The 24132-nt window shown below is 38.7% G+C and carries 23 protein-coding genes and 3 pseudogenes; 19 read left to right on the forward strand and 7 right to left on the reverse strand.

The annotated features are described in order from the left end of the window. The first annotated feature begins 242 nt into the window (after positions 1-242). The 11 genes and pseudogenes from ABWV72_RS18540 to ABWV72_RS18590 all read left to right on the forward strand — a co-directional run bounded on the left by ABWV72_RS18540 (position 243) and on the right by ABWV72_RS18590 (position 9829). A complete protein-coding gene (locus ABWV72_RS18540) occupies positions 243-365 on the forward strand; it encodes a hypothetical protein (protein WP_289847863.1) in 123 nt (40 codons plus the stop codon). Positions 366-400: 35 nt separating this feature from the next. Beyond that, a complete protein-coding gene (gene apt, locus ABWV72_RS18545) occupies positions 401-937 on the forward strand; it encodes an adenine phosphoribosyltransferase (protein ID WP_216047345.1) in 537 nt (178 codons plus the stop codon). A 6-nt stretch (positions 938-943) separates the two neighbouring features. Then, positions 944-3505 carry a DNA polymerase III subunit gamma/tau gene (dnaX, locus tag ABWV72_RS18550; protein ID WP_353372299.1) on the forward strand — a complete coding sequence of 854 codons (2562 nt, stop codon included), beginning with the start codon at positions 944-946 and terminating at the stop codon, positions 3503-3505. A gap of 28 nt (positions 3506-3533) precedes the next feature. After that, a complete protein-coding gene (locus tag ABWV72_RS18555; protein ID WP_216047343.1) occupies positions 3534-3860 on the forward strand; it encodes a YbaB/EbfC family nucleoid-associated protein in 327 nt (108 codons plus the stop codon). An 860-nt stretch (positions 3861-4720) separates the two neighbouring features. Then, positions 4721-4864: pseudogene (locus tag ABWV72_RS21235) on the forward strand (DDE-type integrase/transposase/recombinase); the annotation flags it as partial. 628 nt (positions 4865-5492) lie between these two features. Then, positions 5493-5987, forward strand: coding sequence for a hypothetical protein (locus tag ABWV72_RS18565; protein WP_353372303.1), 495 nt, complete (start codon positions 5493-5495; stop codon positions 5985-5987). 494 nt (positions 5988-6481) lie between these two features. Beyond that, positions 6482-7120, forward strand: coding sequence for a hypothetical protein (locus ABWV72_RS18570; protein WP_353372305.1), 639 nt, complete (start codon positions 6482-6484; stop codon positions 7118-7120). Between the two features lie 107 nt (positions 7121-7227). Then, positions 7228-8073 (forward strand): AbiJ-NTD4 domain-containing protein, encoded by an 846-nt coding sequence (locus ABWV72_RS18575; RefSeq protein ID WP_353372307.1) that lies wholly within the window; start codon positions 7228-7230, stop codon positions 8071-8073. A gap of 83 nt (positions 8074-8156) precedes the next feature. After that, positions 8157-8672: a DUF1643 domain-containing protein gene (locus ABWV72_RS18580; protein WP_353372309.1), complete on the forward strand. Its 516-nt coding sequence runs from the start codon at positions 8157-8159 to the stop codon at positions 8670-8672. A 158-nt stretch (positions 8673-8830) separates the two neighbouring features. Next, a complete protein-coding gene (locus ABWV72_RS18585) occupies positions 8831-9490 on the forward strand; it encodes a hypothetical protein (RefSeq protein WP_353372311.1) in 660 nt (219 codons plus the stop codon). Between the two features lie 99 nt (positions 9491-9589). Then, positions 9590-9829, forward strand: coding sequence for a hypothetical protein (locus tag ABWV72_RS18590; protein ID WP_353372313.1), 240 nt, complete (start codon positions 9590-9592; stop codon positions 9827-9829). Between the two features lie 456 nt (positions 9830-10285). Here the strand turns inward: ABWV72_RS18590 and ABWV72_RS18595 are convergent. Further along, a pseudogene (locus ABWV72_RS18595) lies at positions 10286-10531 on the reverse strand (IS110 family transposase); the annotation flags it as partial. 6 nt (positions 10532-10537) lie between these two features. Then, complete coding sequence (locus tag ABWV72_RS18600) at positions 10538-10765, reverse strand: hypothetical protein (RefSeq protein ID WP_353372315.1); 228 nt, start codon at positions 10763-10765, stop codon at positions 10538-10540. Positions 10766-10899: 134 nt separating this feature from the next. Here ABWV72_RS18600 and ABWV72_RS18605 point away from each other — a divergent pair, with 134 nt between their 5' ends. Together ABWV72_RS18605 and ABWV72_RS18610 are read left to right on the forward strand one after the other, a co-directional pair. Then, on the forward strand, positions 10900-11601 hold the full coding sequence (locus ABWV72_RS18605; RefSeq protein ID WP_353372317.1) for a hypothetical protein: 702 nt from the start codon (positions 10900-10902) through the stop codon (positions 11599-11601). 401 nt (positions 11602-12002) lie between these two features. Continuing rightward, entirely contained in the window at positions 12003-12584 is a 582-nt protein-coding gene (locus ABWV72_RS18610; protein ID WP_353372319.1) for an SHOCT domain-containing protein, read from the forward strand. A gap of 256 nt (positions 12585-12840) precedes the next feature. On the opposite strand, the gene ABWV72_RS18620 is transcribed toward ABWV72_RS18610, so the two are convergent. Further along, positions 12841-13134 carry a hypothetical protein gene (locus ABWV72_RS18620; protein ID WP_353372323.1) on the reverse strand — a complete coding sequence of 98 codons (294 nt, stop codon included), beginning with the start codon at positions 13132-13134 and terminating at the stop codon, positions 12841-12843. 530 nt (positions 13135-13664) lie between these two features. Here ABWV72_RS18620 and ABWV72_RS18625 point away from each other — a divergent pair. Beyond that, positions 13665-14132, forward strand: coding sequence for a PH domain-containing protein (locus ABWV72_RS18625; protein WP_353372325.1), 468 nt, complete (start codon positions 13665-13667; stop codon positions 14130-14132). A 33-nt stretch (positions 14133-14165) separates the two neighbouring features. Here ABWV72_RS18625 and ABWV72_RS18630 read toward each other — a convergent pair whose 3' ends face one another. After that, on the reverse strand, positions 14166-15377 hold the full coding sequence (locus tag ABWV72_RS18630; RefSeq protein WP_353372385.1) for an IS256 family transposase: 1212 nt from the start codon (positions 15375-15377) through the stop codon (positions 14166-14168). Positions 15378-15452: 75 nt separating this feature from the next. On the opposite strand from ABWV72_RS18630, the pseudogene ABWV72_RS18635 reads away from it, so the two are divergent. Both ABWV72_RS18635 and ABWV72_RS18640 read left to right on the forward strand, forming a co-directional pair. Continuing rightward, a pseudogene (locus ABWV72_RS18635) lies at positions 15453-15578 on the forward strand (IS3 family transposase); the annotation flags it as partial. Between the two features lie 88 nt (positions 15579-15666). Then, positions 15667-16422: a hypothetical protein gene (locus tag ABWV72_RS18640; RefSeq protein WP_353372327.1), complete on the forward strand. Its 756-nt coding sequence runs from the start codon at positions 15667-15669 to the stop codon at positions 16420-16422. Between the two features lie 416 nt (positions 16423-16838). Here ABWV72_RS18640 and ABWV72_RS18645 read toward each other — a convergent pair whose 3' ends face one another. From ABWV72_RS18645 to ABWV72_RS18655, 3 genes are all read right to left on the reverse strand, one after another. Further along, a complete protein-coding gene (locus ABWV72_RS18645) occupies positions 16839-17606 on the reverse strand; it encodes a hypothetical protein (RefSeq protein WP_353372329.1) in 768 nt (255 codons plus the stop codon). 255 nt (positions 17607-17861) lie between these two features. Continuing rightward, positions 17862-19133: a tyrosine-type recombinase/integrase gene (locus tag ABWV72_RS18650; protein ID WP_353372331.1), complete on the reverse strand. Its 1272-nt coding sequence runs from the start codon at positions 19131-19133 to the stop codon at positions 17862-17864. A gap of 21 nt (positions 19134-19154) precedes the next feature. Then, positions 19155-19457, reverse strand: coding sequence for a hypothetical protein (locus ABWV72_RS18655; RefSeq protein WP_353372333.1), 303 nt, complete (start codon positions 19455-19457; stop codon positions 19155-19157). Between the two features lie 1235 nt (positions 19458-20692). On the opposite strand from ABWV72_RS18655, the gene ABWV72_RS18660 reads away from it, so the two are divergent. The 3 genes from ABWV72_RS18660 (at position 20693) to ABWV72_RS18670 (ending at position 23634) form a co-directional block, all read left to right on the forward strand. Further along, complete coding sequence (locus ABWV72_RS18660; RefSeq protein WP_353372335.1) at positions 20693-21238, forward strand: hypothetical protein; 546 nt, start codon at positions 20693-20695, stop codon at positions 21236-21238. Positions 21239-21689: 451 nt separating this feature from the next. Continuing rightward, positions 21690-22760, forward strand: coding sequence for a helix-turn-helix domain-containing protein (locus ABWV72_RS18665; protein WP_353372337.1), 1071 nt, complete (start codon positions 21690-21692; stop codon positions 22758-22760). A gap of 562 nt (positions 22761-23322) precedes the next feature. Then, positions 23323-23634, forward strand: coding sequence for a hypothetical protein (locus ABWV72_RS18670; protein ID WP_353372339.1), 312 nt, complete (start codon positions 23323-23325; stop codon positions 23632-23634). Positions 23635-24132 lie beyond the last annotated feature (498 nt).

Consider the following 24132-nt stretch of genomic DNA (forward strand, 5'->3'; position numbering starts at 1 on the left):
CCCCGTAGCACGGGCTTCAGCCCGTGGAATCTAAATTTAACGCTACCATTGGCTTAAAGTAATCTGTTTTTCCATCTATGTTTAAAAATTGTTCATACTATTTCTAATAAGTGATGAGAATATTAACTGGCAGCTTACTTTAAAGGTAACAATTGTCGATCAAAGCTGATTAAGCCTATTAATTTTAGCTTGTTTGCATTACTATTTGGCGCTTCTAAAATAGGATTTATTGGAGTTTTAAAATGCAAGATCATAGTTTTGAAAAAGACCCTTTTAGCTGGACATATTTATTAGTGGCCCTTGTTGTCTTATTGGCACTTCCTCTTTTACCTGCTATCGCTGGTTGGCTAACGTTTTACCTTTAACCCCAATAATTAAGCGAGCCACTAAGAGGAAGTCTGTGTCAGCTGAATATATAAAATCAATCGTTAAAACCGTCCCTGATTATCCAAAACCAGGAATTTTGTTCCGTGATGTTACCTCAGTATTGGAAGACCATACCGCTTTTTCAAGCAGTATTGCTTTACTACTAGAAAAGTTTGCACCACTAAAATTTGATAAAATTGCTGGAACTGAAGCTAGAGGGTTCTTGTTTGGCGCGCCTCTAGCAATAGAAATGGGGATAGGCTTTATTCCGGTTCGTAAGCCGAATAAGTTACCTCGGGAAACCATTTCTGAATCATACGAACTGGAATATGGGATGGATACGTTAGAAATTCATTCTGATGCAATTAAGCCTGGTGAAAAAGTATTGATGATAGATGATCTGCTCGCTACAGGCGGGACTATGGTTGCTACTGCCAATTTGATTAGAAAACTTGGTGGAATAGTTGAACATGCTGGCTTTATCATTTCTCTTCCTGACTTGGGTGGCGAAGCTAAACTAAATGAGCATGGCGTTCAATGTCATGCTTTATGCGATTTTGATGGTGAATAACGTCTAATGGCTTATCAGGTACTTGCTCGTAAATGGCGTCCTAATCGATTTTCTGAATTGGTTGGCCAAGAGCACGTTGTTACAGCGATCTCAAACGCATTAGATAATAATAGACTGCATCACGCTTACCTGTTTACGGGGACGCGAGGAGTTGGTAAAACAACAATTGCACGAATATTTTCTAAAAGCTTGAATTGTGAAACTGGTTTAAGCGCTAATCCTTGTGGTAAGTGTCATACTTGCTTGGATATTGAAAATGGCAGTTTTGTTGATCTGTTGGAAATTGATGCAGCATCAAGAACAAAAGTTGAAGATACGCGCGAGCTTCTCGACAATGTTCAATACAAACCAACACGTGGACAGTTTAAGGTTTATTTAATAGATGAAGTGCATATGTTGTCTAAACATAGCTTCAATGCACTTTTAAAAACCCTTGAAGAGCCGCCTCCACATGTGAAGTTTTTGCTCGCAACCACCGATCCACAAAAATTACCTGTGACCATACTGTCTCGTTGTTTACAGTTCAATTTAAAAGCGTTATCACGGGATCAAATTACTCAGCAGTTAAGTTATATACTTAAAGAAGAGAATATCTTTAGCGAGCCTCAGGCATTATCGCAATTGGCTCGAGCTGCGCAAGGAAGCATGAGAGATGCTTTAAGTTTGACAGATCAAGCCATCGCTCAAGGTGATGGCAAAGTATCAAATGTCATAGTTACCGATATGCTAGGCCTAATGGATAAAGGCCAAATAATCAAACTACTGCATACTGTTTTTAGTAATGAGCCGGCACAAGTCATGGCGCAAATAGAAACCATGTCGCAACAATCAGTAAATTATGAACAGGTGTTATCAGAGCTAATGAGTTTGCTACATCAAGTTGCTCTGACTCAATTCGTACCAGAAGCTTGTAAGCTCGAAACCGTAGCAGCACGGGCTGTATACCAATTAGCTAAAATGATGCCGCCTGAGCAAGTTCAATTAGCGTATCAAATTGCCTTGCAGGGCAAAAAAGACATAAGCCATGCTGCAGATGCTCGCATAGGTTTAGAAATGACGCTTTTACGTATGTTAGCATTCAACCCTTCGCCGATTTCTTTGACGATTGATGAAACTAACAGTTTGACCACAAAAGCCAGTACATCATCGATTCCCATTCATAGTGATACTGGAGAAAAAAAAACGGTTGAAAAAGCTGAGTTTAATGGAAACGAAATAGAACAAACTCTTGTTGAACAACAAAGTGATATTATCCGTCAAGCTAATTCCTTAGTGGGAACCCAAGCAAGAGGTTCTGAACGTTCAAATGCAAATGATTTACATCAGGAAATCCAAGCAACTCAGGTTGATAATGTTGCTCAAAATCCTGTAGATATAGATTCTCAGAAGAACCATGAGAACCAACAAAATTACGAAAATTCCGATGTTTACCATCAGGAATATTTTGAACAGCAGAGCAATTTAGCAGATTTCCATGCAGACAACACTGTTCAAAATTCAGATACAAATGAAGTTAATAATTTACCTACGGCGGAGCAACAGATTTCGCCATCTGAACTAAGCCACAATGATATTACTGTTCAGGCTAATTCGTTATCAGCAACTGAAAGTCTGATTGCTCTAAAAGATAGACTTTCTAAGTTAGAAGTGGCTTCGGATGAAGAAGAGAAAAAGGAAGTAAAGTCTACAGATGACTTTCTACCTTCGCGATTCAAGCCTCAGTCAAATAATATAATTGAAGACTCTGCAGTCATTGAAAAAAGCCAAGATATTTCAGAACAAGAAATAGATGCTCAAAATCAGATTGGTACACAAATTACAAATTCTGAAAACTCAGAGACGCAATTTAACCCTAGCAACGAAATTATTCCAATAGAATCTGATTCTGATAGCCATATTGATTTATCCGAACAGGCGGTTAGCCCTGACGTTTTAGCAGACGAAGATGCAAAATCACAAGCTAGTATTGATTGTGATTATGCTGAACAACAACACAATCAGGATACTCCACCCTGGCTACCTGAAACTGCAGCAAATTCACAAAGTATTACAGACACTGAGCAAGTCGCTGTAAATGACGAGGAAATACAAGAAGAGTTCGATCCAATGGCTCATCTTAATGAACCTGTAGAAGTGAATGTGGATTTTGACGTGCCAGCATTTCTAGAAAATGGCGAAAAGGTAATACATTCCAGTCAGTTAGATACTTGGAGTCAATTAATCGAACAAATGCAGGTCACCGCGTTAACTAAGCAATTAGCGCTGCACTCGTCTTATGAAAAAAATGATAACCTTGTGACCTTGAAGTTGTTAGATTCGAAACTACATTTAGATACTGATACAGCTAGAATTCAGTTACAACAGGCTTTAAGTGAACTTTTTCAGCAACAAATTGAATTACGTATTGAGCATTGTCAGCCAATAAGTACACCATTTGCAGTGCAGCAAACCATTAATCAGGTAAGAATGCAGCATGCAAAAAATGTTGCTGAAACGAATCCTGAAATAAATAGAATTAAAAATATATTTTCTGCGCAGGTGATAGAGTCTAGTATCAAGCCTCGCTAATTTAATTTACCAATAAAGAGAGAGTGTTATGTTTAAAGGTGGTATGGGTAATATCATGAAGCAAGCGCAGCAAATGCAAGAGCGCATGCAAAAATCACAGGAAGAATTAGCGACAATTGAAGTCACCGGAGAATCTGGTGCTGGCTTAGTTAAAGTTACCATGACTTGTAATCATAATGTCAGACGAGTAGATATCGATCCATCTTTAATGGAAGACGATAAAGAGATGATTGAAGATCTTGTTGCCGCTGCGATTAATGATGCTGTACGTCGTGTTCAAGAAACAACTAAAGAGAAAATGGGTGATGTAACAGGGGGAATGCCCCTACCTCCTGGCTTCAAGATGCCGTTTTAAGGTTAAATATCTGAAATAAAAGATAATTATATATGTTTGAGGCTCATGGGGACAAATAGGGGACAACCTATAAAAATATATTCCCAATTCCAAATAGTGCCGTTTGAAAGTCAAAAATAAAAAGGCCACTTCATGAAGTGGCCTTTTGCATGCCTAAAGACACTGTTGAATTAATCTTAACCTGATTTAGGTTATTTTAAATATTAACCCAAGCTATCAGGCTGTTATTGAAGCCACCTACTTTGTCGTAATTTAATGACCTCTGTGTAGTCTTACCCCATTTCTGAGGACACTCTAAACGAGGTGTATAAATATATCGAGGGGTGTGAAATGGCAAAAGGAAAATCTTATCTACGATATCCAGCGGAGTTTAAGCGTATGGCTCTGCTTAGAACATCTGAAAATGGAATGATTGATAACAAAGCAAGTCAGAAATGATGAAATCGTAAAGCTGAGGGAGGAGTTGGAGCAAGTTAAGCAGGAGTGAGATTTTTTAAAGCAAGCGGTGGCGTACTTCGCCAAGGAATCCGAGTAAAACTGGAATGTATAAAGCGATACCGCAAACAGTATACCGTTACCATGAGGTGCCGAATATTGAGGGTTTCTCGGAGTGGCTTTGTGCTTAGCTTAAACGTCCAGAGAGCGCAACAGAGCAAGTCAATCATTCGTTGATTGGTTTGATAAAACAGGTTTATCAAACAAGCAAGGGAGTCTATGGTGCTCCACGGATTTACTCTGACCTATAGGCACTGGGTTATCGATATGGAAAGAACCGTATCGCTAAATTGATGAAAAAAATCGGTTTAAAAGGATGCCCTAGAAAGAGGTGTAGACGCTTCTCACAAGAGCCTCCAAGCTATCCTTTGGCTGACAACTTGTTAAGTCGACAATTTAACGTTGATAAACCAAATACTGTTTGGTCATCAGACATTACTTATGTCCAGACGAGACAAGGGGCCCTGTATTTAGCTGTGGTGATGGATTTATTTTCTAAACGCATTGTAGTGTAATGGTCTATACAAATGGCTCAACAGGCGCAGTGGCTGTCGAAGTTACAATTAGCGTAGTTTTAAGAAGATGCTAGAGTATTTTAAAATACAGAAGCTACGAGTTAGCAAAAGAGTGATCGATGTTGACTGGTATTAAGTTGCGTGTGACTTACACGGGTGAATATATAACTGAAGAGCCGGATGCGGTAATTCCGCACGTCTGGATTTGTGTGGGGTCGGCTTAGTAATTGGCCGCTTTACCACGATTGGCGCTTTGCCATGTTAAATCATCATTTACTTCAAAGGCTGATATTTTCAGTGTTTCTTCGAGGTAATTACTTCCTTTTCCGCATTCGCTTAACGGTTTTTTTGTCTTTAACTCTTCCAGCCCCCAACCAGTTTTATCAAAACCAGTTCAATGTAACGTTTATCAAAAGTTGCAGTTTTCTGGTGATTTGGTTTATTATTTAGGTAATTATATTGACCGCATTATTGTGCAAACGGCTTGTGGCTGTAAAGCCGCGATAGTGAAGTTGGGAGCGCAATAACAAACGTATATTGCGGACACAATCTCACTGGCTTGGGCTCATTCTTCGCCAAGTATAGCCAGCAAAATCGGACGTTATGTTTCATGGAGTATTAAGTGCAAAATTTGATTATTACGGTGGGAATCATTGGTAGTATCGCCTCGATAATAAGCTATTTGATGCAGCTCGCCGGCGTTAAGTCAAAGCTAATCCATGTGGCATATGTGATATTTATTGTTTTAATAACTTCTTTTTTCATAAATTACAGCGCGACAGTTAAAGCTGAAAAAGATCTGCTTCAACTTCAGGTTTCAGAGCTTAAAAGTATTGAGTATCAGTCGGCCAAAATTTTGAAGAATTCGCCACGTTATACCGAAGGTGATAAAAGAGGTTTTATGTTTGCCAGCTTAGCTATGTTGGAAAAATTTAAAAACGATCAGCCTGATGCGTATCAAATGGCAAGAGAATTTGCTATTTCCAGTGGAGTGTTGGTAAATGAACAAGAAGACGGAATGAAGCGCTTGTATCAAGGTTGGGCCTTAAATGATGGTGCCGAGGCTATGGAGTCTCTTCTAAAAGGGCTAGCCGGAGCTGCGGCAACTGAAACATAACAAGTGCATCAACGCATGGACTTATAAAGCTTGGCTTAGTTCGTGTTTCATCAATTTTAGCCGAGCTTTATTAGGCCCGTTATGCGAGCGTTGAGGCTGTAGAAAAAGGTTGGAACCAGAAAACTATCGTGTTCTGTTTTAACTGTAATTGCTGATCAATAGTGAAACCTATCCAGATTTCACGTAGCAGAGCGTTTTAAAGGTCAGAATAGGCTAATTTTTATAGTAAATTTTAAGGTGAGGGTTTTTCTACACCCTCGTTGTGGTTGTAGAAAAAGGTTGGAGCCAAAAAGCTACAGTGTTCTGCTTTAAATGTAATTGCTGTTCAATAGTGAAACCTATCCAGATTTTACGAAGCCGCGCGTTTTCAAGGTCAGATTAGGCTATTTTTTATAGTAAATTTTAAGGTGAGAGTTTTTTTACCCCCCCCCTCGTTAGTTGCAAAAAGGATTTAATGCATGCACCAGAAGAAAGTTTTAGATAGCAAAGATGCTTTGTTTTTTACTTTGTTTGGCATTTTCGTTTCATTAATGATGTGGGCGTTGGACAAAGTTACTTTGCCCGCTCATGTTGATAGCAGCTTTTTACTAGGACTGGTTTTCGATCATATTCCTTTTCTTACCATAGGTTCTCTATTTATAGTTGTTTCATTTTTGGTGTTTTTGTCATTAATATTCAAAAAGTGTTCAATTAAAAGCTGTCTTAGAAATCAATTACAACATATATCTAACCGCATATCACAGCTCTCTTCGCCTGCTATTTTTGTAGTAATTGGTTTTTCAATACCGGTAATTGGTAAATATTTCACCACTGGAAATTGTGTTTACTTGTCATACTTCATTACATTTTTGGGTTTTGCTTTTGCAATTTATTTAATGGCTAAGTTGGCTAAAGAGGCTTCACATTTAATCGATGAAATTCAAGAAAAGTTTCCTCCAAAATTGGCTTTATGTATCAGTTTAGCCACACTGCTTGTATGGGCTGCAGTAACAGATTTGAAACCTAAAAAAGTCGAGGTTGAATTTGATATTAATGTTTATCAGAAAATAGAAGAGAAGGCAAAAAAACAAAATAAAACAGTCAAAGAGTTTATAGAACATAGCGCTCTGTCAGGACTAAACGGCAGCAACTAACAAGCAAAATCAAAGCGACAAATAACAGTTGGCTTTTGCTCCTGCGTCGCTTATTTTAACCAATTGATATTTGCACATTATTAGGGCGTTAAATGCCAAGGAGTGATATGCTATTTTCGCAACGTATCGGTATAAATCCAGCAGAAAAAGTTATTCAAATCGACTCTATAGATGAAGATCTGCGAAATGGTCTATGGAATGCTCTCTCACTTTTTTACTGGGAAAATTATGAATCACCCGGTGACAGCTTCTACGGCCGTTCTGACTACGTTAGAAATTCGAACCATGAGGACCTCGTCTTAGCCCTCTGGATTCATTATTTCAAGAAGCCGATTGACTCTATAGATGACTATTGGGAGTCCTGCCTTCAAAACTTAAGAAAATACTTCTTTCGTGCGGAATGGTGGGAAGTCTATGAGTTCGTGGAATTTGTCACTCATAATGGAGCCGAAGCTCATAAAGGCAAGTTTATTGAAGCATGCAATTTTAACCTTGAACGAGAGAATTCAGCATACCGGTTCGTTGATGGAAAACTTGCTAAAATAACCTCTAAGGAAGAAATAAATTCAATAGAGACTGCCATAAGAGAAGCGACACCTTACGGAGGTGTGAAAGATCACCTTAAACGTGCTTTATCTCTTCATTCAGACAAGCTCAACCCTGACTATAGAAATTCTATTAAAGAATCCATCTCGGCAGTAGAGTCTCTCGCAAAACAGGTTTCAGGAGATGAAAAAGCAACATTAGGTGCTGTGCTTAAAAAGCTAGAAAGAGAAGCGAAAATGCACCCAGCATTAAAATCTGCCTTTTCCTCTTTATATGGTTATACCAATGATGCCGACGGTATAAGACACGCACTTCTCGAAGAAGAAACTTTAACGAAAACCGATGCTAGATTTATGCTGATTTGCTGCTCAGCCTTTGTTAATTATGTTATTGAAACTATTGGTTAAAGCATTCAGCAAAATGCTCAAGCAAGGACGTGCTAACGCACGCCACTTAGCTTTGAGTTGTGTAACTAAAAGGACTTGTTAAGATGGTTGTTGATTCTGCGAATATTGAAGTGAAAGCTGAGTTTTCTGAGGACAGGAAACTGAGATTCACCTTAAAAAAAACATGGGATATAGAAGAGCCGTCAGCCCTGTTTATTCTCCTTAATCCAAGTAAAGCCGATGTATTAAGAATGGACAATACGTTCTGCAACATCATTAATCAATGCATCGACCTAAAGTTTGGCTCAGTGACTCTGGTAAATCTATTTCCAATAATGGCAACTGAACAAAAGGAACTAAAAGGTAAATTAGATATTGGTAAAAACGAAAATTATGAAGTCATTGGGAGAGAATTAATGACTACAGATACCGTATTCATCGCATGGGGAAGCGAGCATAAGAAATACTCATCTAGAAAGTCAGAAATAGAGCACCTTTTAAAAAAATGCGATAAAAAGACAAAAATTCTTTGCTGGTTTGATGAAAACAAAAATTATCCAAAACATTTAAGAATAGTTGGGAAGACTTGGGAATTGAGTAACTACGAATATGTATTTTAGACCGTTATATAAAAAAATAAAGTCAGTCACTGTCGTTCCTTCGGACAATTTGTATTGGCTAAAAGCTGCACTTCGCTTCGCTCTTTTGTTGCAGATTTTAGCCAATACAAATCGCCGCCTAATTAAGTGTTATGTGCCAATAAAGGATTGAGGTTATCTTGATAAAATTACAAGAATTTAGAAGCCAGATAGATAACGATGATGGCCTAAAGAAAAAGCGTAAACTTCTAATATCTGTTTGTGTAGTGTTTATCGCGCTAAATATTACTGGCGCCACATTAGAAGAAACTAATACATTCATTTTCAAATTAAAATTTACCAAGGCTGCTAGTTTATCTTATCTTTTTGTGGGCACCATACTGTATCTCACACTCAGGTATTTTGGATATGCAAGGGAGTATCATGAAAAGCTTTTTAACTTTTGGACTTCTCGTTTATTAAGTGATTATAGAGTGTTGAATTTTAATCCTCATGAACATGATTTCACTGGTTTGTTAAGCCCTGCAATTAAGGTATACGCAGGCGATGAGCCTGGAATTCAATCCCCTTCCTATAAGGTTACAGGTCTCTTCAAACGTAACTTAACTTATGACTCGAAGAGTGTTGATGAATATGGAGTTGACTACTTTTATACTGCCAATATAGAGCTAAATAGATTCGATAAAAAATGGACTAGAAGGAAATTTCTCTCACTTTTGAAGTTCGAGGCGAACTATCAGTTTAATGCTTTTATCAAAAGCAGAGAAAACCTAGACCTTTATTTTCCGTATTTTGTGAGTTTGTTAGCTTTGCTTAGTCTATATTTCAAGCCAAGTTGACTTTGTACACATCAAAACACTGTAATCAGACGAAAAGTTTTAGGGCCAAAAAATGCCAGCTGTATCTCTAAGATTGATGTTATGTGCTAGGGAGAAATTATGCCACAAAATCAAAATGAAATGCCGCTTGAGTTAAATAATGAAACAAGAATTGCTATTGCAACCGGAAATAATGCGAGCTGGCTGTGTAGTTGTATTCGTAACCATCCACTACTAGGAAAAAGTGGACAAGTTAAAGGTTCAAGTGAAAATAAAAAGATCGTTTGCCCAAATTGCACGCAGAATATTTTGTTGTTCCTGATGGCGGCGACTATAAAAGAGCCCAGAAGTTTGTATTAATCTAAGAAAGAGCACATAACAAACCGCTGTAGACGCACGCGGTGCGTGCTGGGACAAAAACACTTGGGCCGTCCTCGCTTCGCTCGTAATTATAGCCCACGTATTTTTGCCCCAAAGCGGGGCGTTGGTATCACTCCCTTTGTCAATAAAAACCGAGTATTTCCCTGACATTTTTTCGGTCCATAATTAGTTATTCTTTCACTCAAATAAATTGAGCTAACGCACCGGATGAGGAAGTAATGTTGTCGGTTGTTATGCTGGTATCCGTAGGTTACTTATTCAGTGAATAAGCAGAGCTGACCTTACTCGTTTTGTCCCGCGCCGGTCACCGGTTGCTCCTTCTCATCAGTCTATGCTCGTGGATCAATAACGGTTAAGTTACTGCCATCATAACGCCCTCGTAGGTTGTGCCACATTCCGTGGCCTGATCCGAATGCGTTAACTCAAAACTTGTCATCATGCGGGTACTCGACTTAATCTTAGTTTGGGGTTTACTGGTGTGAGTACCACCTCTTTGGCAATGGCCCAAATGTAGGCTGCCATTTCTCGGGCAATTGCAGTAATGATTAAATTGTAATGTTTGCCTTTTTTATTCATGCGTTGATAGCGTTTACACAATCGAAGTTGTGCTTTCCAAGCAATATCGACGATACCTTTGGGTAAGCCTTCCTGTCCTAGTTGAATATCCGTCGAGATATTGGCTGGTGATCAAACGATAAATCCAATAGCCACACGTTCCTGCTTCATAGACAACATGTAATGTTGCACCTGGGTATTTAGGTTCAAATTGGCAGATAAGCTTTTTGATACTGACTTTAGAAAGTGGAATACGACCTTAGCGAATAGGTACGACCCTTCTTGTTCTTCACAATAAGCCACTTCATTAAATTCATTGTGAGTATCCAATGCCAAATAAATTATGCTATGTTTGTTCATGCTAGCATCCAAATGATTTAGTATTGAACAAACTAATTTGGGTTCCGGCCAGCGCTCTGGTGGCTTTTAGCTAACCGACGAAAATGTGGAGACTAGCATTTCACAGGGAGCCATTGTGTCTATGAGGATGAATAATGGGCAGTGGAAGGCGCATAGGATATATAAAATTCTTTCGAGATTTAGACAAGCTTAAAAGCTTTGAGGATGGACTTTTTTATTGCAATACGCCAGAGTTTTATAGGCAATCACCGGCCGATGGTGTTTCTGATCCTCACGAATCCTGCTTTCACGCTTACCGAAAATCCAGAGGGGACGATTCTGTAAAAATTCAAATTAATGGTACGGAAATAGAAGGAATCACAGATTCAACAACGTACCTTGGAGGTTTGAAAGATCGATGGCTTCACTGTTGGTTTGCTTTCGATATGCCCGAGTCAGATATTGAATTCGACAATCTGTATCAAAACATACAAATGATGCGAAAGGAGTTTGGAGAAAATTTCGCGTTTCTTCCTCGCGAGAACCTTCTAAGATTTGTCAATAGGTTACGTTCAGCTATAGAGCTAAATTTAGAGCATGGTAATGTCAAATACTCAAGTAACAAACAAGAATGGTCGTTTGCTTGTAAATCTTCTGCATACTCATATCAAAAAGAGTTTAGGTTCGTTGTAGGCGAATGTGGTCATTTAGAAACTACTCCTTTAAAAATTATTGTTCAAGAAGGTTTTTCTGATCTTATATTCGTAAACGATAGCATCGAGTTGAAAGATAAAAACTCAAACTTGCTATTCTTTTATCTAGATAAAAATAATTGTTTAGGTATAAAATCCTCATAAAAATTAATAGAGGGTTCTTAGGGGACCGCATCATTTAACTGTTATGTGCTTATGTGATACTTGGATATTGAATCCGCTAAAATTAAAAGTCAGAGTGTAGAAGCAGCACTAATTTTCGTTGCCGGCCCAATCGGTCTTTTTTATTCTAATTGGCAATTAGCGGTTTTATTTTTGATTATGTTGTTGCTTCTAGCGGCCGCATTTTTGTTTCCAGTATTGCGATCTTGGGTTGCGGGTTACTATAGTGTAAGGCAGCATAGTGTGTTGACTAACTCTTACCGCTGCATCCGAAAAATGCAGTCTAACTCCGGCACATAACGTCATGATGGGAGTTTTACTCGCTGGTACAGCGCTCCTAAAATCCTCATATGTTAAGCACAACATTTTAAAAGGACAGTACATTGCAAAATCAACCTTTGAGTAGTGGCGATCAAGGTAAGCTACTTATTTTTTCACTCTTGATGGCCCTTTCGATAGTATTTCTTTTCGGCGTTATTCCAGTCATATTTTTGGGCTTTGGCATATATATGATGAAGAAGAATCAAGACTTCTCCTGCATTGATATCGCGGTCAAAAACTTTAAGGGCTATGCTTGGATAGCTTTAATTATTTGCGCTCTGACGTCTTTTTATGGCGGATTTTATTATTCCATTTATGGGAATAGCTGGCATAAGGATGTGTTCTTTGCTTCGTTAATATTCTCTGGAATTGCTTGTGTCTATTTGATTGCGGTTCAAGTTTTATTCTATTCTCCGATGATTAAACATAGAGAGTGGATAGAGGTTAATGGAATATTGTCAACAAAAACCCAATCAGACAAAGCTTCAATAAAACATTCAGAGGTAGAAATAATCAAAGGAGAAAAATTGAAGCAATACTCTGTTGCTGATGAATTAACAAAGTGGGCGAAGCTCAAAGTAGACGGTCATATCTCAGAAGAGGAATTTAACGAAGCTAGAACCAAACTTTTGAAGCGAAAATGAATATTTACTATAAGCAATTCGAACTATACGAAGAAACATCGGCTTTTTGGCATAACAATTCACCAGCTCTTTGTCCAAAGGATCGAGCATGATGTTAGCCAGTAGCGGAGATAATGGTCCGCCCTGTGGAACTCTTTCTCGACTTTCACTATAAAACTGGTTATCGATACCCCCAGCTCGCAAGTAACGTTGAATCAATTTATGTAGTCGCTTATCCTTCACTTTACAGGCAAGGAGCGTCATTATTAAATCGTGGTCAACGCGGTAAGAACTTAGGCTGAACGACATCTACGGAAAAACGGCGTGCCATTTTAATGATCGCTTGCACCTGTTTCACTGCTTGTTGTCCATTTCGATTCGGCCTGAACCCAAAGCTATTGTTTGAGAAGGTTGGGGCGAAAATGTGTGTTAACTCTTGAGTAATTGGTTGTTGGATCTCACGGCCAACCACGGTCGGGATACCCAATTGACGTATACCGCCATCGAGCTTGTCAATTTCCACTCGTTTTACTAGTGCTGGTCGGTATTGGCTTGAGCAAAGCTCAGCCATTATACGTTTCCAATTCCCATAATTTGCCCAAACGGGGAAGTCATCAATGGTCATCTCATCGATGGCAGCGGTCTCTTTATTCGATCAAACTCGTTTCCATGCAGCCAGAATATTGGCTTGTCGAAGAATAAGTTCAAGTAAATCTGCACTAAAGGATGGCTGCTCATCAATACGCTGAGTCACGTCGCTACCGGACGACATTCGTGTATTTAAGTCTGAGAAGGCTCCTCCTTTGTTCTAAATGTTTATGGCGGGGCGGCCTTCCGCCTTCATCGTGCCCCAACCATTGCAATGGGCTTTTGGCTACTATGCCGTCTGCTGAAATCTCCATGGAAGGAGTGAATGCCTTTGCCGCTAGTAACCAGACAGTGTTTACCACGAGTGATCTAATCAAGGTAAACATACATGTTTAATTGGGTGGTGAAATCATTAATAAAAAATATGTGATTTTCAAAACATCTTCAGTACACTAGTCTTGAATACTTTACTAATTAGCATTGTTACGTGTAATTAAATATCAGAGGAATGGTATGTCGTTTATTAAAGACTCATTAGGAAAAGATGAAACAATTGAGGAACAATTTGAGTTTCATTGGTCGATATGGATTTCAACAGTTGTTCTTGCCATACTAGCTATTGTTTTAGGTATTGCTTGGTTAATCAACATTATCAGCTATGCAGGTTCCAGTGCTTCAGCTTTAGTCTTTGGAGCTTTAATTTGTGCACTTGGTACTATTTATCAACTGTTTGAAGTCAAAATGTCAGAACGCGCTTTAACCAGCAAAAGGTTCGTTACTAAGTCAGGTGTTATATCAGTGCATACTGAAGAGACGCGAGTACCGATGATTGAAACCATTGAAGTTAGGCAAGGGATAATTGATCGCTTATTAGGTAGAGGCACATTAAAGATTACTGGGACTGGAAGCTCTTCGATGTTAGTCACTCACCTCAGTGAGCCTAAAGCCACTAAACAGAAAATAGAGTCTCTACTCGATTAGTCGAGCCTGTAACAGATTCTGTGTAACTGCCATTTAGTTAATATGTTTTTCGAGGCGTTCCTCGAACTCAATAATAAAACGACTCATCGCCTGACGCCAGTTTTGAATCGGCATCGACCATTTCTTACTGGTGTCTTTAATGGCTAAGTACACCATTTTTCTCGCAGAATCGTCGCTAGGGAAGATTTTCCGTTTCTTGATGGCCTTGCGGATAACGCTGCTCAATGACTCAATGACGTTGGTCGTGTAAATTGCCCTGCGGATGTCCTCAAGGTAGTTGAACAAGGTGTTGAGGTTATGCCAGTGCGTACGCCATGATTTAGCGACTTGAGGGTACTGGCTATCCCATATTTCTGCTAACCGTTCAAGCTCAAGCAGCGCCTCATCTTCGGTTGAAGAACGGTACACGCGCTTTAAGTCTGTTGTATCGGCTTTGTAGTCCTTCCATGACACGTATTTCAACGAATTACGCACCATGTGTACGGTACATAGTTGAATATGCGTTTGTGGGAATACAGCATTGATGGCGTCAGGGAAGCCTTTCAGACCGTCGACACAGGCGATGAGGATGTCTTCCACACCGCGCTGCTGAAGTTCCGTTAGGACGTTCAGCCAGAACTTAGCCCCTTCGTTCTCAGCAATCCACATGCCCATCAGCTCTTTGTGACCCTCAGTATTGATACCCAAGGCCAGGAAAATAGATTTGTTGATGATGCGTTTATCTTGGCGTACTTTGACCACGATGCAGTCGAGATACACAATCGGGAAAATAGAGTCTAATGGACGCGACTGCCATTCCACAACTTGCTCAATAACCGCATTAGTGACGCGAGAAACCAGTGTCGGCGATATTTCCGCACCGTACCATTCATCGAATGCGTTGACTATTTCACGAGTGCTCATGCCTTGTGCGTAAAGCCAGAGGATTTTATCGTCCATGGACGTAAAGCGGGATTGATGCTTTTTGACCAGCTTGGGTTCGAAGGAGCCGTCACGGTCGCGAGGTGTATTGAGTTCAAACTCACCATCTTCGGTTTTAACTCGCTTGCTGCTTTTACCGTTACGACTGTTCACTGAGGTGGACTTTTTGTGCTTCTCATAACCAAGATGCTCATCCATTTCTGTGTTCAATGCCGCTTCAACAGTGATTTTCTTCAACATCTGACTGAATTCGTTTAAGTCCTCAGGTGTTTTAATTCCCTTGGCTGCTTCCTTTGCGAAAGCTTCAAGCTCTTTTTTGTTCATATTCATCTGCCTATCCTTAACTCTCTAAAGAGTAAATTGAGATAGGCAGTTACACAAAATTAATTACAGTCTCAATTTGAAACGAGCAGTAGTCTGCACTCTAAACTGCATGGATATTTAAATTATTTCTACAATAGACAGCGCTTGCATTCGAGCTTAGGATATAAAACACCTGATGAGTTCGAATTAGCAGTAACTTAAATGGTGGATGATGTCCATTTTATCGGGTGAAGATAACTCCGTAACCGGAGACCCTTCTCAAGGCGTTAGTGATTACAAGGAGAATCAAGTGAATCCCAAAAATTTTCTACCTATATCCATTACGTGCTTTGCGATAGCAGGAGCTTTTTTAGGCTTTTATGCTTTAAAACCTGAAACAATTACTATGCTTCCCGAATGGTTACAAACGGTTAGTTTCTTTTCTTGGATTCCTGGAGTAGTCCTGTTGTTGGCTGGCTTCGCTTTTCTAATCTTATATGGAGTTGGTTTAAGTGCTCAGTATTTCTTAAAAAATTGTAAATATTTTGACTGCAGGAAAGCTAATGAAGCAGATCTTCTTAAAATTTATGATATCGCCACAGACCTCTATGATTGGAACGTTTCACCACTTGAAACTATGAAAAAGTGGCATAGCCATAATAAAACTATTTTTTGGGTAATTGAAAAAACCATTTTTTCTGACAAAAAGAAGATTAAGTCTTTTGAAGGATATTTTTGCGTAATACCTATGAAAGAAGAAGCTGTTGAAATGTTCCTTAAAGGTGAGGTGACTGGGGCAACTATGGAAGTAGGGCATATAGTTCCTGAAAGAAGAAAATTCACTGATGTATACATAGGTGGAATAGCTGCATATTCGAACTCTGCAAAAGGGTACGCCATGCTAGGTCTTAAGCAATATCTATCTTTCTTAATGGAACGAGGCGTATGTAGGGTTTTAACTCGGCCAGTTACTCCAGATGGAATGAGAGTCGCGATTCATCATAGTTTTGTGCCTCTAGGCCCTAATGCAGATGAAGGCAACCTTTATCAAATTAATAATCACTAATAAGCACATAAATGCTCGTAGCGCTTGCAAGGGACAAAATACCTAAGCCTCCTCGCTTGGCTTGTAAATGTAGTCTACGTATTTTGGGCTTTTTTAGGGGGCAATAGCCATAAGAAAACGGAGGAAGTTATGAAAATAGATGAATCCTCAAGTGATAACGCTTGATTGATCCTAGGGGACTTCACGCTGCGCCATGGTCCTATGCAGGTGATACCACAAGCAACAACTGCTTGTCCTCGCACAAAAGTACCGTTAGCTACCTAAGTATCGAAGTTGATGACGCCCTTGCGGTCCTAGAGAGCACTGATAGACCATATAACTGAGTCTGACTCAATTGTGCCTTATATAGTCATTGATTCAAAATCACTATTGTATAAAACTGCATGCATTTATCATTATTATATTATGGCCGATCTCTAGCATTTTAAATGTCGCTGTCTAACAGCAAAAACAAGAAACATAATGAATAGAAAAAGCGTAGAGGGTTCGTCTACATGTACGATGTCTTTAACGAGAAACGAACCAAATGTTGGATACTTTTGTTCTCTACCACCAAATGTGCCTACTGAAATGTAGTCTCCCATGCCAGTGCGGTCTATAGCCCCGTTTCCACGGGCTGTTGAGACCTGACTGACAAAAAAGGTAGGTGCATTTTCATTGCTGCTAAAACCAGTTAAATTTTGGTCATCATTGAAATGTCCACCAACGTTCCAATATCCTTCGCTTATGTCCAATCTATCATATAAATCAGGATTTTCTTCAATAACATAGATACCAAATGTATCTCTAAAATATGGGTGTAGTGCATCCATTGCACCTTCCCACTCAGGTATTTGGAAAGTATCATTTGGGTCGCTGAACTCCATGTTAAAATCTACTGGGCCGCCCATAAAAATAGTAGTCAGATCAATAATGTCAGCGGATGAAGCCAATCTCCATCCATCGAATTTCTGCCCTGATCGTGTTAATTCCAGTATTTCGTTGTAAGAATGATTTGTGGTGAAGTTCAACGGTAACCACTCTATATCCATGCCACTTACGTGAATTGAATTGCCGTTAATTATTCTGCCGTTTCCATTCTCGTAAATGTATTGATATTCTGAAAAACTGAGAACATTTCGGTCTACAAAAGGAATGATAGGTTCGGAAGATGAAACAAGTGTAGCATTAGCTATATGAGTCATATTGACAGACAACAAAACTATGAATAATCCAAATCTCATAAAAACATCCTGTATATTTCACTTTAATTTCAGCACATTATAGCCTTTCAATAAATAAATCAAACAAGTTGAAATATCCAGTCCTACAAATACCTAATATTGTATATAGAGTGGCTCAATCTGAAAATGTAAACGTCTCTTGAGCGCTCATCGCTGACTGTCAAATGGAACTCTAAATTCAAAGAAAGGTTGTAGGTCCAAAATGAGCGACAACACCTAACCGGACTTTATGTTGCCGAGGATGGTTTCAAAGTGAGCTTCTTCGTCATCCTTAATTACCTTACCGTATATTCTCGTGATAATTGACCAATCAGTATGTCCCATTTGTTTTGCCAAGAAATTCAGTTCAGCTCCATTTTTTAGCATTGTAGCTGCGTATGTATGTCGAAGTTGGTATGCAGGACGGTGATCAACCTGTGCTTCAATCAACCAGTTCTTCCACTGTTTTGGAGAGGAGCTTATTTCAGGCCGTTTATATGGTTTTGAGCCTCTGCTTAAAAAAACGCGACGCTTGAATTCTTTTTTAAATTTTTGATTTTTAAAATGGATTGTTTCTAGGACTGGATTTTTATTAAATGTCTTTTTTTTCTGCTTTTTAAGAACTTTAACGGCTTCAGGTACAAGGTAAACTTTGCGGACACCAGCTGCGGTTTTAGGAGGTTTTATGTTGCCTTCTCTGGTCAAACTATGTCTTACATGTATAACACAATTCTCCAAATCTACGTCTTCCCATCCAAGTGCGAAAAGCTCACCATGCCTCAATCCTGTCAGTGCCGCTAGTTTGATGATACGTTTAGTCTGTGGAATGTGAATAACATTATACAGTCTTTTAAGTTCATCTTTCGAAAACGGCTCAACAGTGTATTTATCCTCGTCAACATTGTCATCTGGCTCAAGAGGGGTAATGTCTTTTAAAGGGTTATTTTTCACGTAACCTTTTTTAAGAGCATATTTGAAGATCCTATTCAATGTGAAAGTGTAATCATTTACGGTTACGGCGCGGCATTGATTCGCTTTTCTCTCCCTAATATCATCAATTTGAGCCGCCGTGATTTCTGATATGAACTTGCGCAGCATACTTTCTCTTTTCAACCAGTTTTTGATTGTTCTGAGCTTGCTAGCAAATGAGTCTGAAATCCTATTTTGTTGGGTTGACAAATATTCATCAATACATTCTTCCAATCTTATTTTACTAAGATTGGAAGAATGAGTCGGGAAATGCTTTTCCCAGAAAGACTGCTCATCATTTTTAAATGAGTGATTTTGTATATCCAACTTAATGTTGGCAAGTTTCAACTCCGCCATTTGCAGGTTTTCTTTGGAAAGAGGCCAACCGAGGGAACGTTTGACCGGTACATTTTTAGACGGAACTTTAAATTGCAGGCAAAGTTTGTCGTTTTTTAAGTGAATACCAGTTGCTTTCTGTAATGCCAAATAAAGCGGATCGCTTTTTGTAAGCTCAAATGATTTTTGGGTAGTCTGAGTCATGATGTTTTTCTTTTGCTAGGATTAAAGAAATCTACGATACTTTTGCAGATTGATTAGAATTTCTGCTCCTTTAGTTTTTTGTTTCCATACGACATTTTTAGCCATCATATTGTCAGGATTCTTGACTTTTTGTCGGATCGCGGCCGGACTCTTGCATAGTCTTATTGCCGCTTCTTTTAAGCTAATCCACTTGTTTTCGTCTATTTCGTTAAGTTTCTTCAATTCTTGTTCCAAAATATATATTCGTTGCAATATATTTTCATTAAGCTCTGCTTTAGTCATAGGATCTTCGTGCTTTGAAAACGTTTCGTTGTGTAGATTCAAGATGTTGCCTCTTTTGTTAAGTTGTTAAGAACACCTTTAAGTTACAAAAAAAAATTAAATTCACCAAAGTTTATGTACTTTTGTGAACGCTTTTAAAATCAATGTCCCAGGTATAAATGGATTTTTTTGAAAAATTTTTGGTATTTAATTGAGATCAAAGGACAATTTAAAAGAGTTATCACGTCCTACATGTTAAGACGATTTCATTAGCATTTTCAGTCCACCAACTGGAAGCGCTTTCAGTGCATTAAAGTACGGGCCATCCTTGGCCCAGAGGACAGAACACCGGTCTTATTATTTGCTGTTAGCTTTACTTTTTTTATAGACAAAGTAGGAGCCAAATATCATGATTGCCATGGGAACAAGAAACATTAAGTTTTCCATATTTTGTTTTCCTCAAAAAAATCTAAACAAACTGTAAGCGATCACTTTTTGTCCAGAAGGATGAATTTTTAAATTGCGTTTGTTATTTTCGTAAAGGTTTATTCCTAACGTACACTTTGTAAAAACACTCATATTAATTATTGCGAGCAAATGGGCGTGTTCAGTTATTTGATTTTCTACTGCCACGATGTAAATGAATCCCGGAAAGCAAACCATCGTTATAGCGATCAATAGAGATTGAATAATTCTATATCCGGTTTCCTCTGACATTGCTACTCCTCTGATTTAGTGCCTTTAAAAACATTAATGATTGAAAACTAAAACGCAAGAGAAAAAACATAGCACCCGATTTGGGTGCTATGCTTCTTGTTGATGGATCGTTCTCAACGGACGCTTCGTGACAGCTTCACAAGCTTTCAAAAGCTGGTTCCACAGTCAAGAGAAGTAAATACAATTTTCTTCTCTCCTCAACTAGTGATGCATCATTTCTTACTGTACCAATGCATTTCACTCAATCTCAATTAGAGGCTCGCCAAACAACTCAGTTACCTGGATGCTATAACTTCAAGTAGTAACGAGTTTGGCGAAATATGAAGTTTGGGCTTTTGACATTCTGATTTTTATTATTAAATTAAATAGCTTGTCTTCAAAAACAGCACTGAACCAAGATGAGCAATGATTTAGAATCCAGAAGAAAACGCAAAAAAATTCGTAGGGAAACGTTCAATCTAGGTAATGTAATTCATCATAATTCTAGGATGTCGTCTCTCTCGTCAATTAAGCAAGAAACTTTTGAATTGCGTCTTTTATTTCTTGTAGTATTAACAATAGCACTTCTCATAATAAGCGTTATGATGCTCACAGGCGGTTTTCCCTTTCTAGGTATTGTAGTGTTGATGGTTACTTGGATTCAGCTCATCGTGCAAGTGGCTCGATTTAATCGTCCCGAAGAAACTCCAGCACGATATGTTTCTGGCTCGAAATTTTATGCGGAGTTGGAGAGTAATAAACAGTATGTACGACAGAATCGCATTGAAGACAATAAAAGAAATCGTCAGCAATATAGTCACAAACATGAAGTGGCGGCAATTCAAATTAATACGCATGATTCAAATCATTCATGCGACGACGATTGGACTATCCCCACTATCACTACGAGTAATGATAGTGGGGATAGTCACACTCATACATCATTGAATGATGATGGCGACGAGTCCCCAATCATTTGGGGAACGTATGATATACGTAACTTCGCTAATGGGACTCATACACAGAACAAAGTCGATTCAAATATTTATGAACACCAAAATCTTGATACAGATTGCAATAATGTAGATATATCGATTGATGACGGTTCTACTAATTGCGTGATTGGCAATTCTTTTAATGATAATTAGTAATCCAGCCTAAAATGAATATAGTCAACACGTTCAGGTTGGCTGGGGAGCCGATGCTTCTTTTCATGCTCCCAAGCATGAACGCCGGCCCACCGGCAAAAGAAGTATTGGGGCTTGCCCCGCACGAGAAGCCTTAGCGCCGAGCAACCACGTAGATTTGATTTAATTTATCAGTTAGTCAGAAGACACTTTGGGTCGCCCATGACAACGATAAAATTTCAAATGTAGGTGGTTGCTCGGCGGTGCGAAGCGCTGACCGTGCGGCTTTTCGTGCGGTTTTGAGTGAGTTTGGCGTCCAGCCATATCCACTCAAAGGCCCGAAAACATAGGTATGGGAAAGCGTCCAGCTTGTAGATACCTATTTCTTTACCAACTCCTATCCCCATAAAAGTTCAGGGTGCTACAGAGTTTCCTTTTGATGTTCATAAATAATGAATAACAAGGAGAAAACATGACAAAAAATACTAAAAGTAAATGTGTTAGCGGTGCAGTAGCCATACAAATACAAAAGTCGATTAAAAATCAGGAAGCGGTACTGCTAGCAATCGCGCGATTTGGTTGGTTGACTAAGTCACAATTAGCCAACGTTACTGGATTATCTTTAGGAACACTAAGGCATGTGTTGGGGCGAATGGCAAGGCTGCGACTAATAATTGTGGATAATTACTCAGAATCACCAGCAGTTAAAGTTTATTCACTCATGAGGAAGGGGAAGAATCAATTAAAGAGAAACAATGTTCCACTTAATTTTTCAAAGGTAAAATCATACTTAAATGGAACTCAGTTTATTAGCAATTTTGAACATCAATACCACCGCCATCTCGCAAATGAGTTCCTAACGTCCTTAATATCTGAACGCATTGAACTAAGCCATTACATACCGGTCGCGTTTCGTAGTGAACATGAGCTACAAGCACGAAAAATCGTGGCAAATTCAATCTTTCAATGTGTACCTGACAGCCTGGCAATAACTAGTGACGGCACTCTCATTATTATAGAAGTTGAAAACAGTAGTAGAGGACTTTCGCAGCATCGGGGAAGCTTAACTCATCACTTGGCCGTAGCTGCCGAGCAACATGATAAATATGGCTATTACTCTAGTGATCTTCGTAACCTTTTTTGTGCACCGCACAAAAAAGATCAGTTCACGAGTTTCGACAACGTAGAGCAGGTTTTTATCTGTTCGTCGGAAAAAATCTACAGAAATATCTGGCGAAAAGTAGAAGCGGTGACAGAGGACTACCCATCATTCAGAGAAAATGTCAGCTATTTCGTAATGCCCAACAAGAAGAAATGGAATAATGTATTCGATGGTATTGAACCGATATTTCATGATGAAGTTGGATCACGAAATCGTGTTAAGGATGGCATGAGACTTTCTAAATTTAATGATGAAGAACGCATGCGAATTGTGAATGAGCGATATGCTTTGCATTTTACGAGAGAGGAGATAGCTAGAAAATATGGGATCAGTGTTAGTACCGTAGGGAGATGGTTAAAGATTTACCAAGCTAAAACGTAAATCTGATTAGTGTGGTGGCAAATTGATTTTTCCCTCTGCCACGTCAACTTTTCTGGTCGATGAGATGTATTCAATTTGCTAGAAGGGAGTAATTAGCCGTCTCGGGAAAGAGCAGCAATATATTTATTTACTACTATAGCTTTGCTAATTAAGTATTCGACAATTGTTTTTATAATAGGTATCCCGAGCTTATTATTTACTGGTGGCTTTATTGGAATATGGGCTTTGGGGATACTATTGGGCGTTGCAACAATAACCTTTGCGTTAATATCCTTATTCTGTTCGCTAGCCCTTTATTTCATATTCTTATTTTTAAAATTACTAGTTTATCCATCAGGGAGAACTCTAGGGTCCTAGGAACTGCACCTGACTATCGTGTCAATTTTATTAACAGTTAAGTCACCCATTGGCAATAAAAGGGGATAACAAGGAAGTTCGATTTCGAAGTTTAACTGCCGTTAAAGTTAGGTAATAAACAACAAGTTTATCGATATAAAACTCAATATTTCCCGTGTTTTGGTTTTAGTTAAATATGAGGTCAAAACAAAAGGAGAAGACTGATATGTATAACAGCTATGATGATGATTATGAATGGGCGAATGAATACATTGTTCTTTATGAATCCGCTAATGAATTAATTGTTCTGCATCGAAACATCATGAGGAATGAAGAGTTCATTTTACTGAGTAGAAAATCAACCGTAGAAACGTATACTGACGCGGAATATCTGCTAGATTTCACAGAGTATGAACAGCTCGTCCCCTATGAGCTCAAAATTCGCAGCTATCACAAGAAGCAAGACAACTTTCAACTTTTTAACGCGTTTTTTGGACAGTCGATATCCGACTTTTTTAACGTGATTCAATCGTGTTAACCAATTAACGATTTCCGATTGCCAGCTGATTCAGCTGGCTTTTTTATATTTTTTTTAAGCACTATGAGGAACCTTGTATGACTATTCTAACGCTAAAGCTATCTGCATTGTGGCTTTTTGTATATGAGAACTGGATCAAAGGCATCCTCGGTAACTAAACGGTTAGTTACAAGGGTATTTTTATTGTTTTTGCGAATACGACAAATAAAACAAGGTAATTGACATACTCCGGTTATATCAGTTAAGGCAAATGTCAGGTAATTCGTTCATTTACAGTAATCAGCAAGGGGAGGCTGAAAGTTGTTGCTTTAAATTAATAGCAATTACTAGAAAACTGGTAACAACCTTTTGTTTAAGGCAAAGCTAATGTATCAAATAAAAACTTTTTCAGAAAAAGCAGATTATGCTTTGAAAAAGTTATTTATTTTGGAACTGACAAGGTAAATATCGGAATTTAACTGTTGATGCTCCTCCAAAAAAGAGTCAGGTATCCTATTT

The organism is Aliiglaciecola sp. NS0011-25 (assembly GCF_040370605.1).
Taxonomy (GTDB): Bacteria; Pseudomonadota; Gammaproteobacteria; order Enterobacterales; family Alteromonadaceae; genus Aliiglaciecola; species Aliiglaciecola lipolytica_A.

What these genes read in the sequence shown, in the direction of transcription:
- ABWV72_RS18540 (WP_289847863.1), top strand. Translation starts at nt 243, where the DNA reads ATGCAAGATCATAGTTTTGAAAAAGACCCTTTTAGCTGGACATATTTA.
- dnaX (WP_353372299.1), top strand. Translation starts at nt 944, where the DNA reads ATGGCTTATCAGGTACTTGCTCGTAAATGGCGTCCTAATCGATTTTCT.
- ABWV72_RS18555 (WP_216047343.1), top strand. Translation starts at nt 3,534, where the DNA reads ATGTTTAAAGGTGGTATGGGTAATATCATGAAGCAAGCGCAGCAAATG.
- ABWV72_RS18575 (WP_353372307.1), top strand. Translation starts at nt 7,228, where the DNA reads ATGCTATTTTCGCAACGTATCGGTATAAATCCAGCAGAAAAAGTTATT.
- ABWV72_RS18580 (WP_353372309.1), top strand. Translation starts at nt 8,157, where the DNA reads ATGGTTGTTGATTCTGCGAATATTGAAGTGAAAGCTGAGTTTTCTGAG.
- ABWV72_RS18590 (WP_353372313.1), top strand. Translation starts at nt 9,590, where the DNA reads ATGCCACAAAATCAAAATGAAATGCCGCTTGAGTTAAATAATGAAACA.
- ABWV72_RS18600 (WP_353372315.1), bottom strand. Translation starts at nt 10,765, where the DNA reads ATGAACAAACATAGCATAATTTATTTGGCATTGGATACTCACAATGAA.
- ABWV72_RS18605 (WP_353372317.1), top strand. Translation starts at nt 10,900, where the DNA reads ATGGGCAGTGGAAGGCGCATAGGATATATAAAATTCTTTCGAGATTTA.
- ABWV72_RS18620 (WP_353372323.1), bottom strand. Translation starts at nt 13,134, where the DNA reads ATGGCTGAGCTTTGCTCAAGCCAATACCGACCAGCACTAGTAAAACGA.
- ABWV72_RS18625 (WP_353372325.1), top strand. Translation starts at nt 13,665, where the DNA reads ATGTCGTTTATTAAAGACTCATTAGGAAAAGATGAAACAATTGAGGAA.
- ABWV72_RS18630 (WP_353372385.1), bottom strand. Translation starts at nt 15,377, where the DNA reads ATGAACAAAAAAGAGCTTGAAGCTTTCGCAAAGGAAGCAGCCAAGGGA.
- ABWV72_RS18645 (WP_353372329.1), bottom strand. Translation starts at nt 17,606, where the DNA reads ATGACTCATATAGCTAATGCTACACTTGTTTCATCTTCCGAACCTATC.
- ABWV72_RS18650 (WP_353372331.1), bottom strand. Translation starts at nt 19,133, where the DNA reads ATGACTCAGACTACCCAAAAATCATTTGAGCTTACAAAAAGCGATCCG.
- ABWV72_RS18660 (WP_353372335.1), top strand. Translation starts at nt 20,693, where the DNA reads ATGATGCTCACAGGCGGTTTTCCCTTTCTAGGTATTGTAGTGTTGATG.
- ABWV72_RS18665 (WP_353372337.1), top strand. Translation starts at nt 21,690, where the DNA reads ATGACAAAAAATACTAAAAGTAAATGTGTTAGCGGTGCAGTAGCCATA.
- ABWV72_RS18670 (WP_353372339.1), top strand. Translation starts at nt 23,323, where the DNA reads ATGTATAACAGCTATGATGATGATTATGAATGGGCGAATGAATACATT.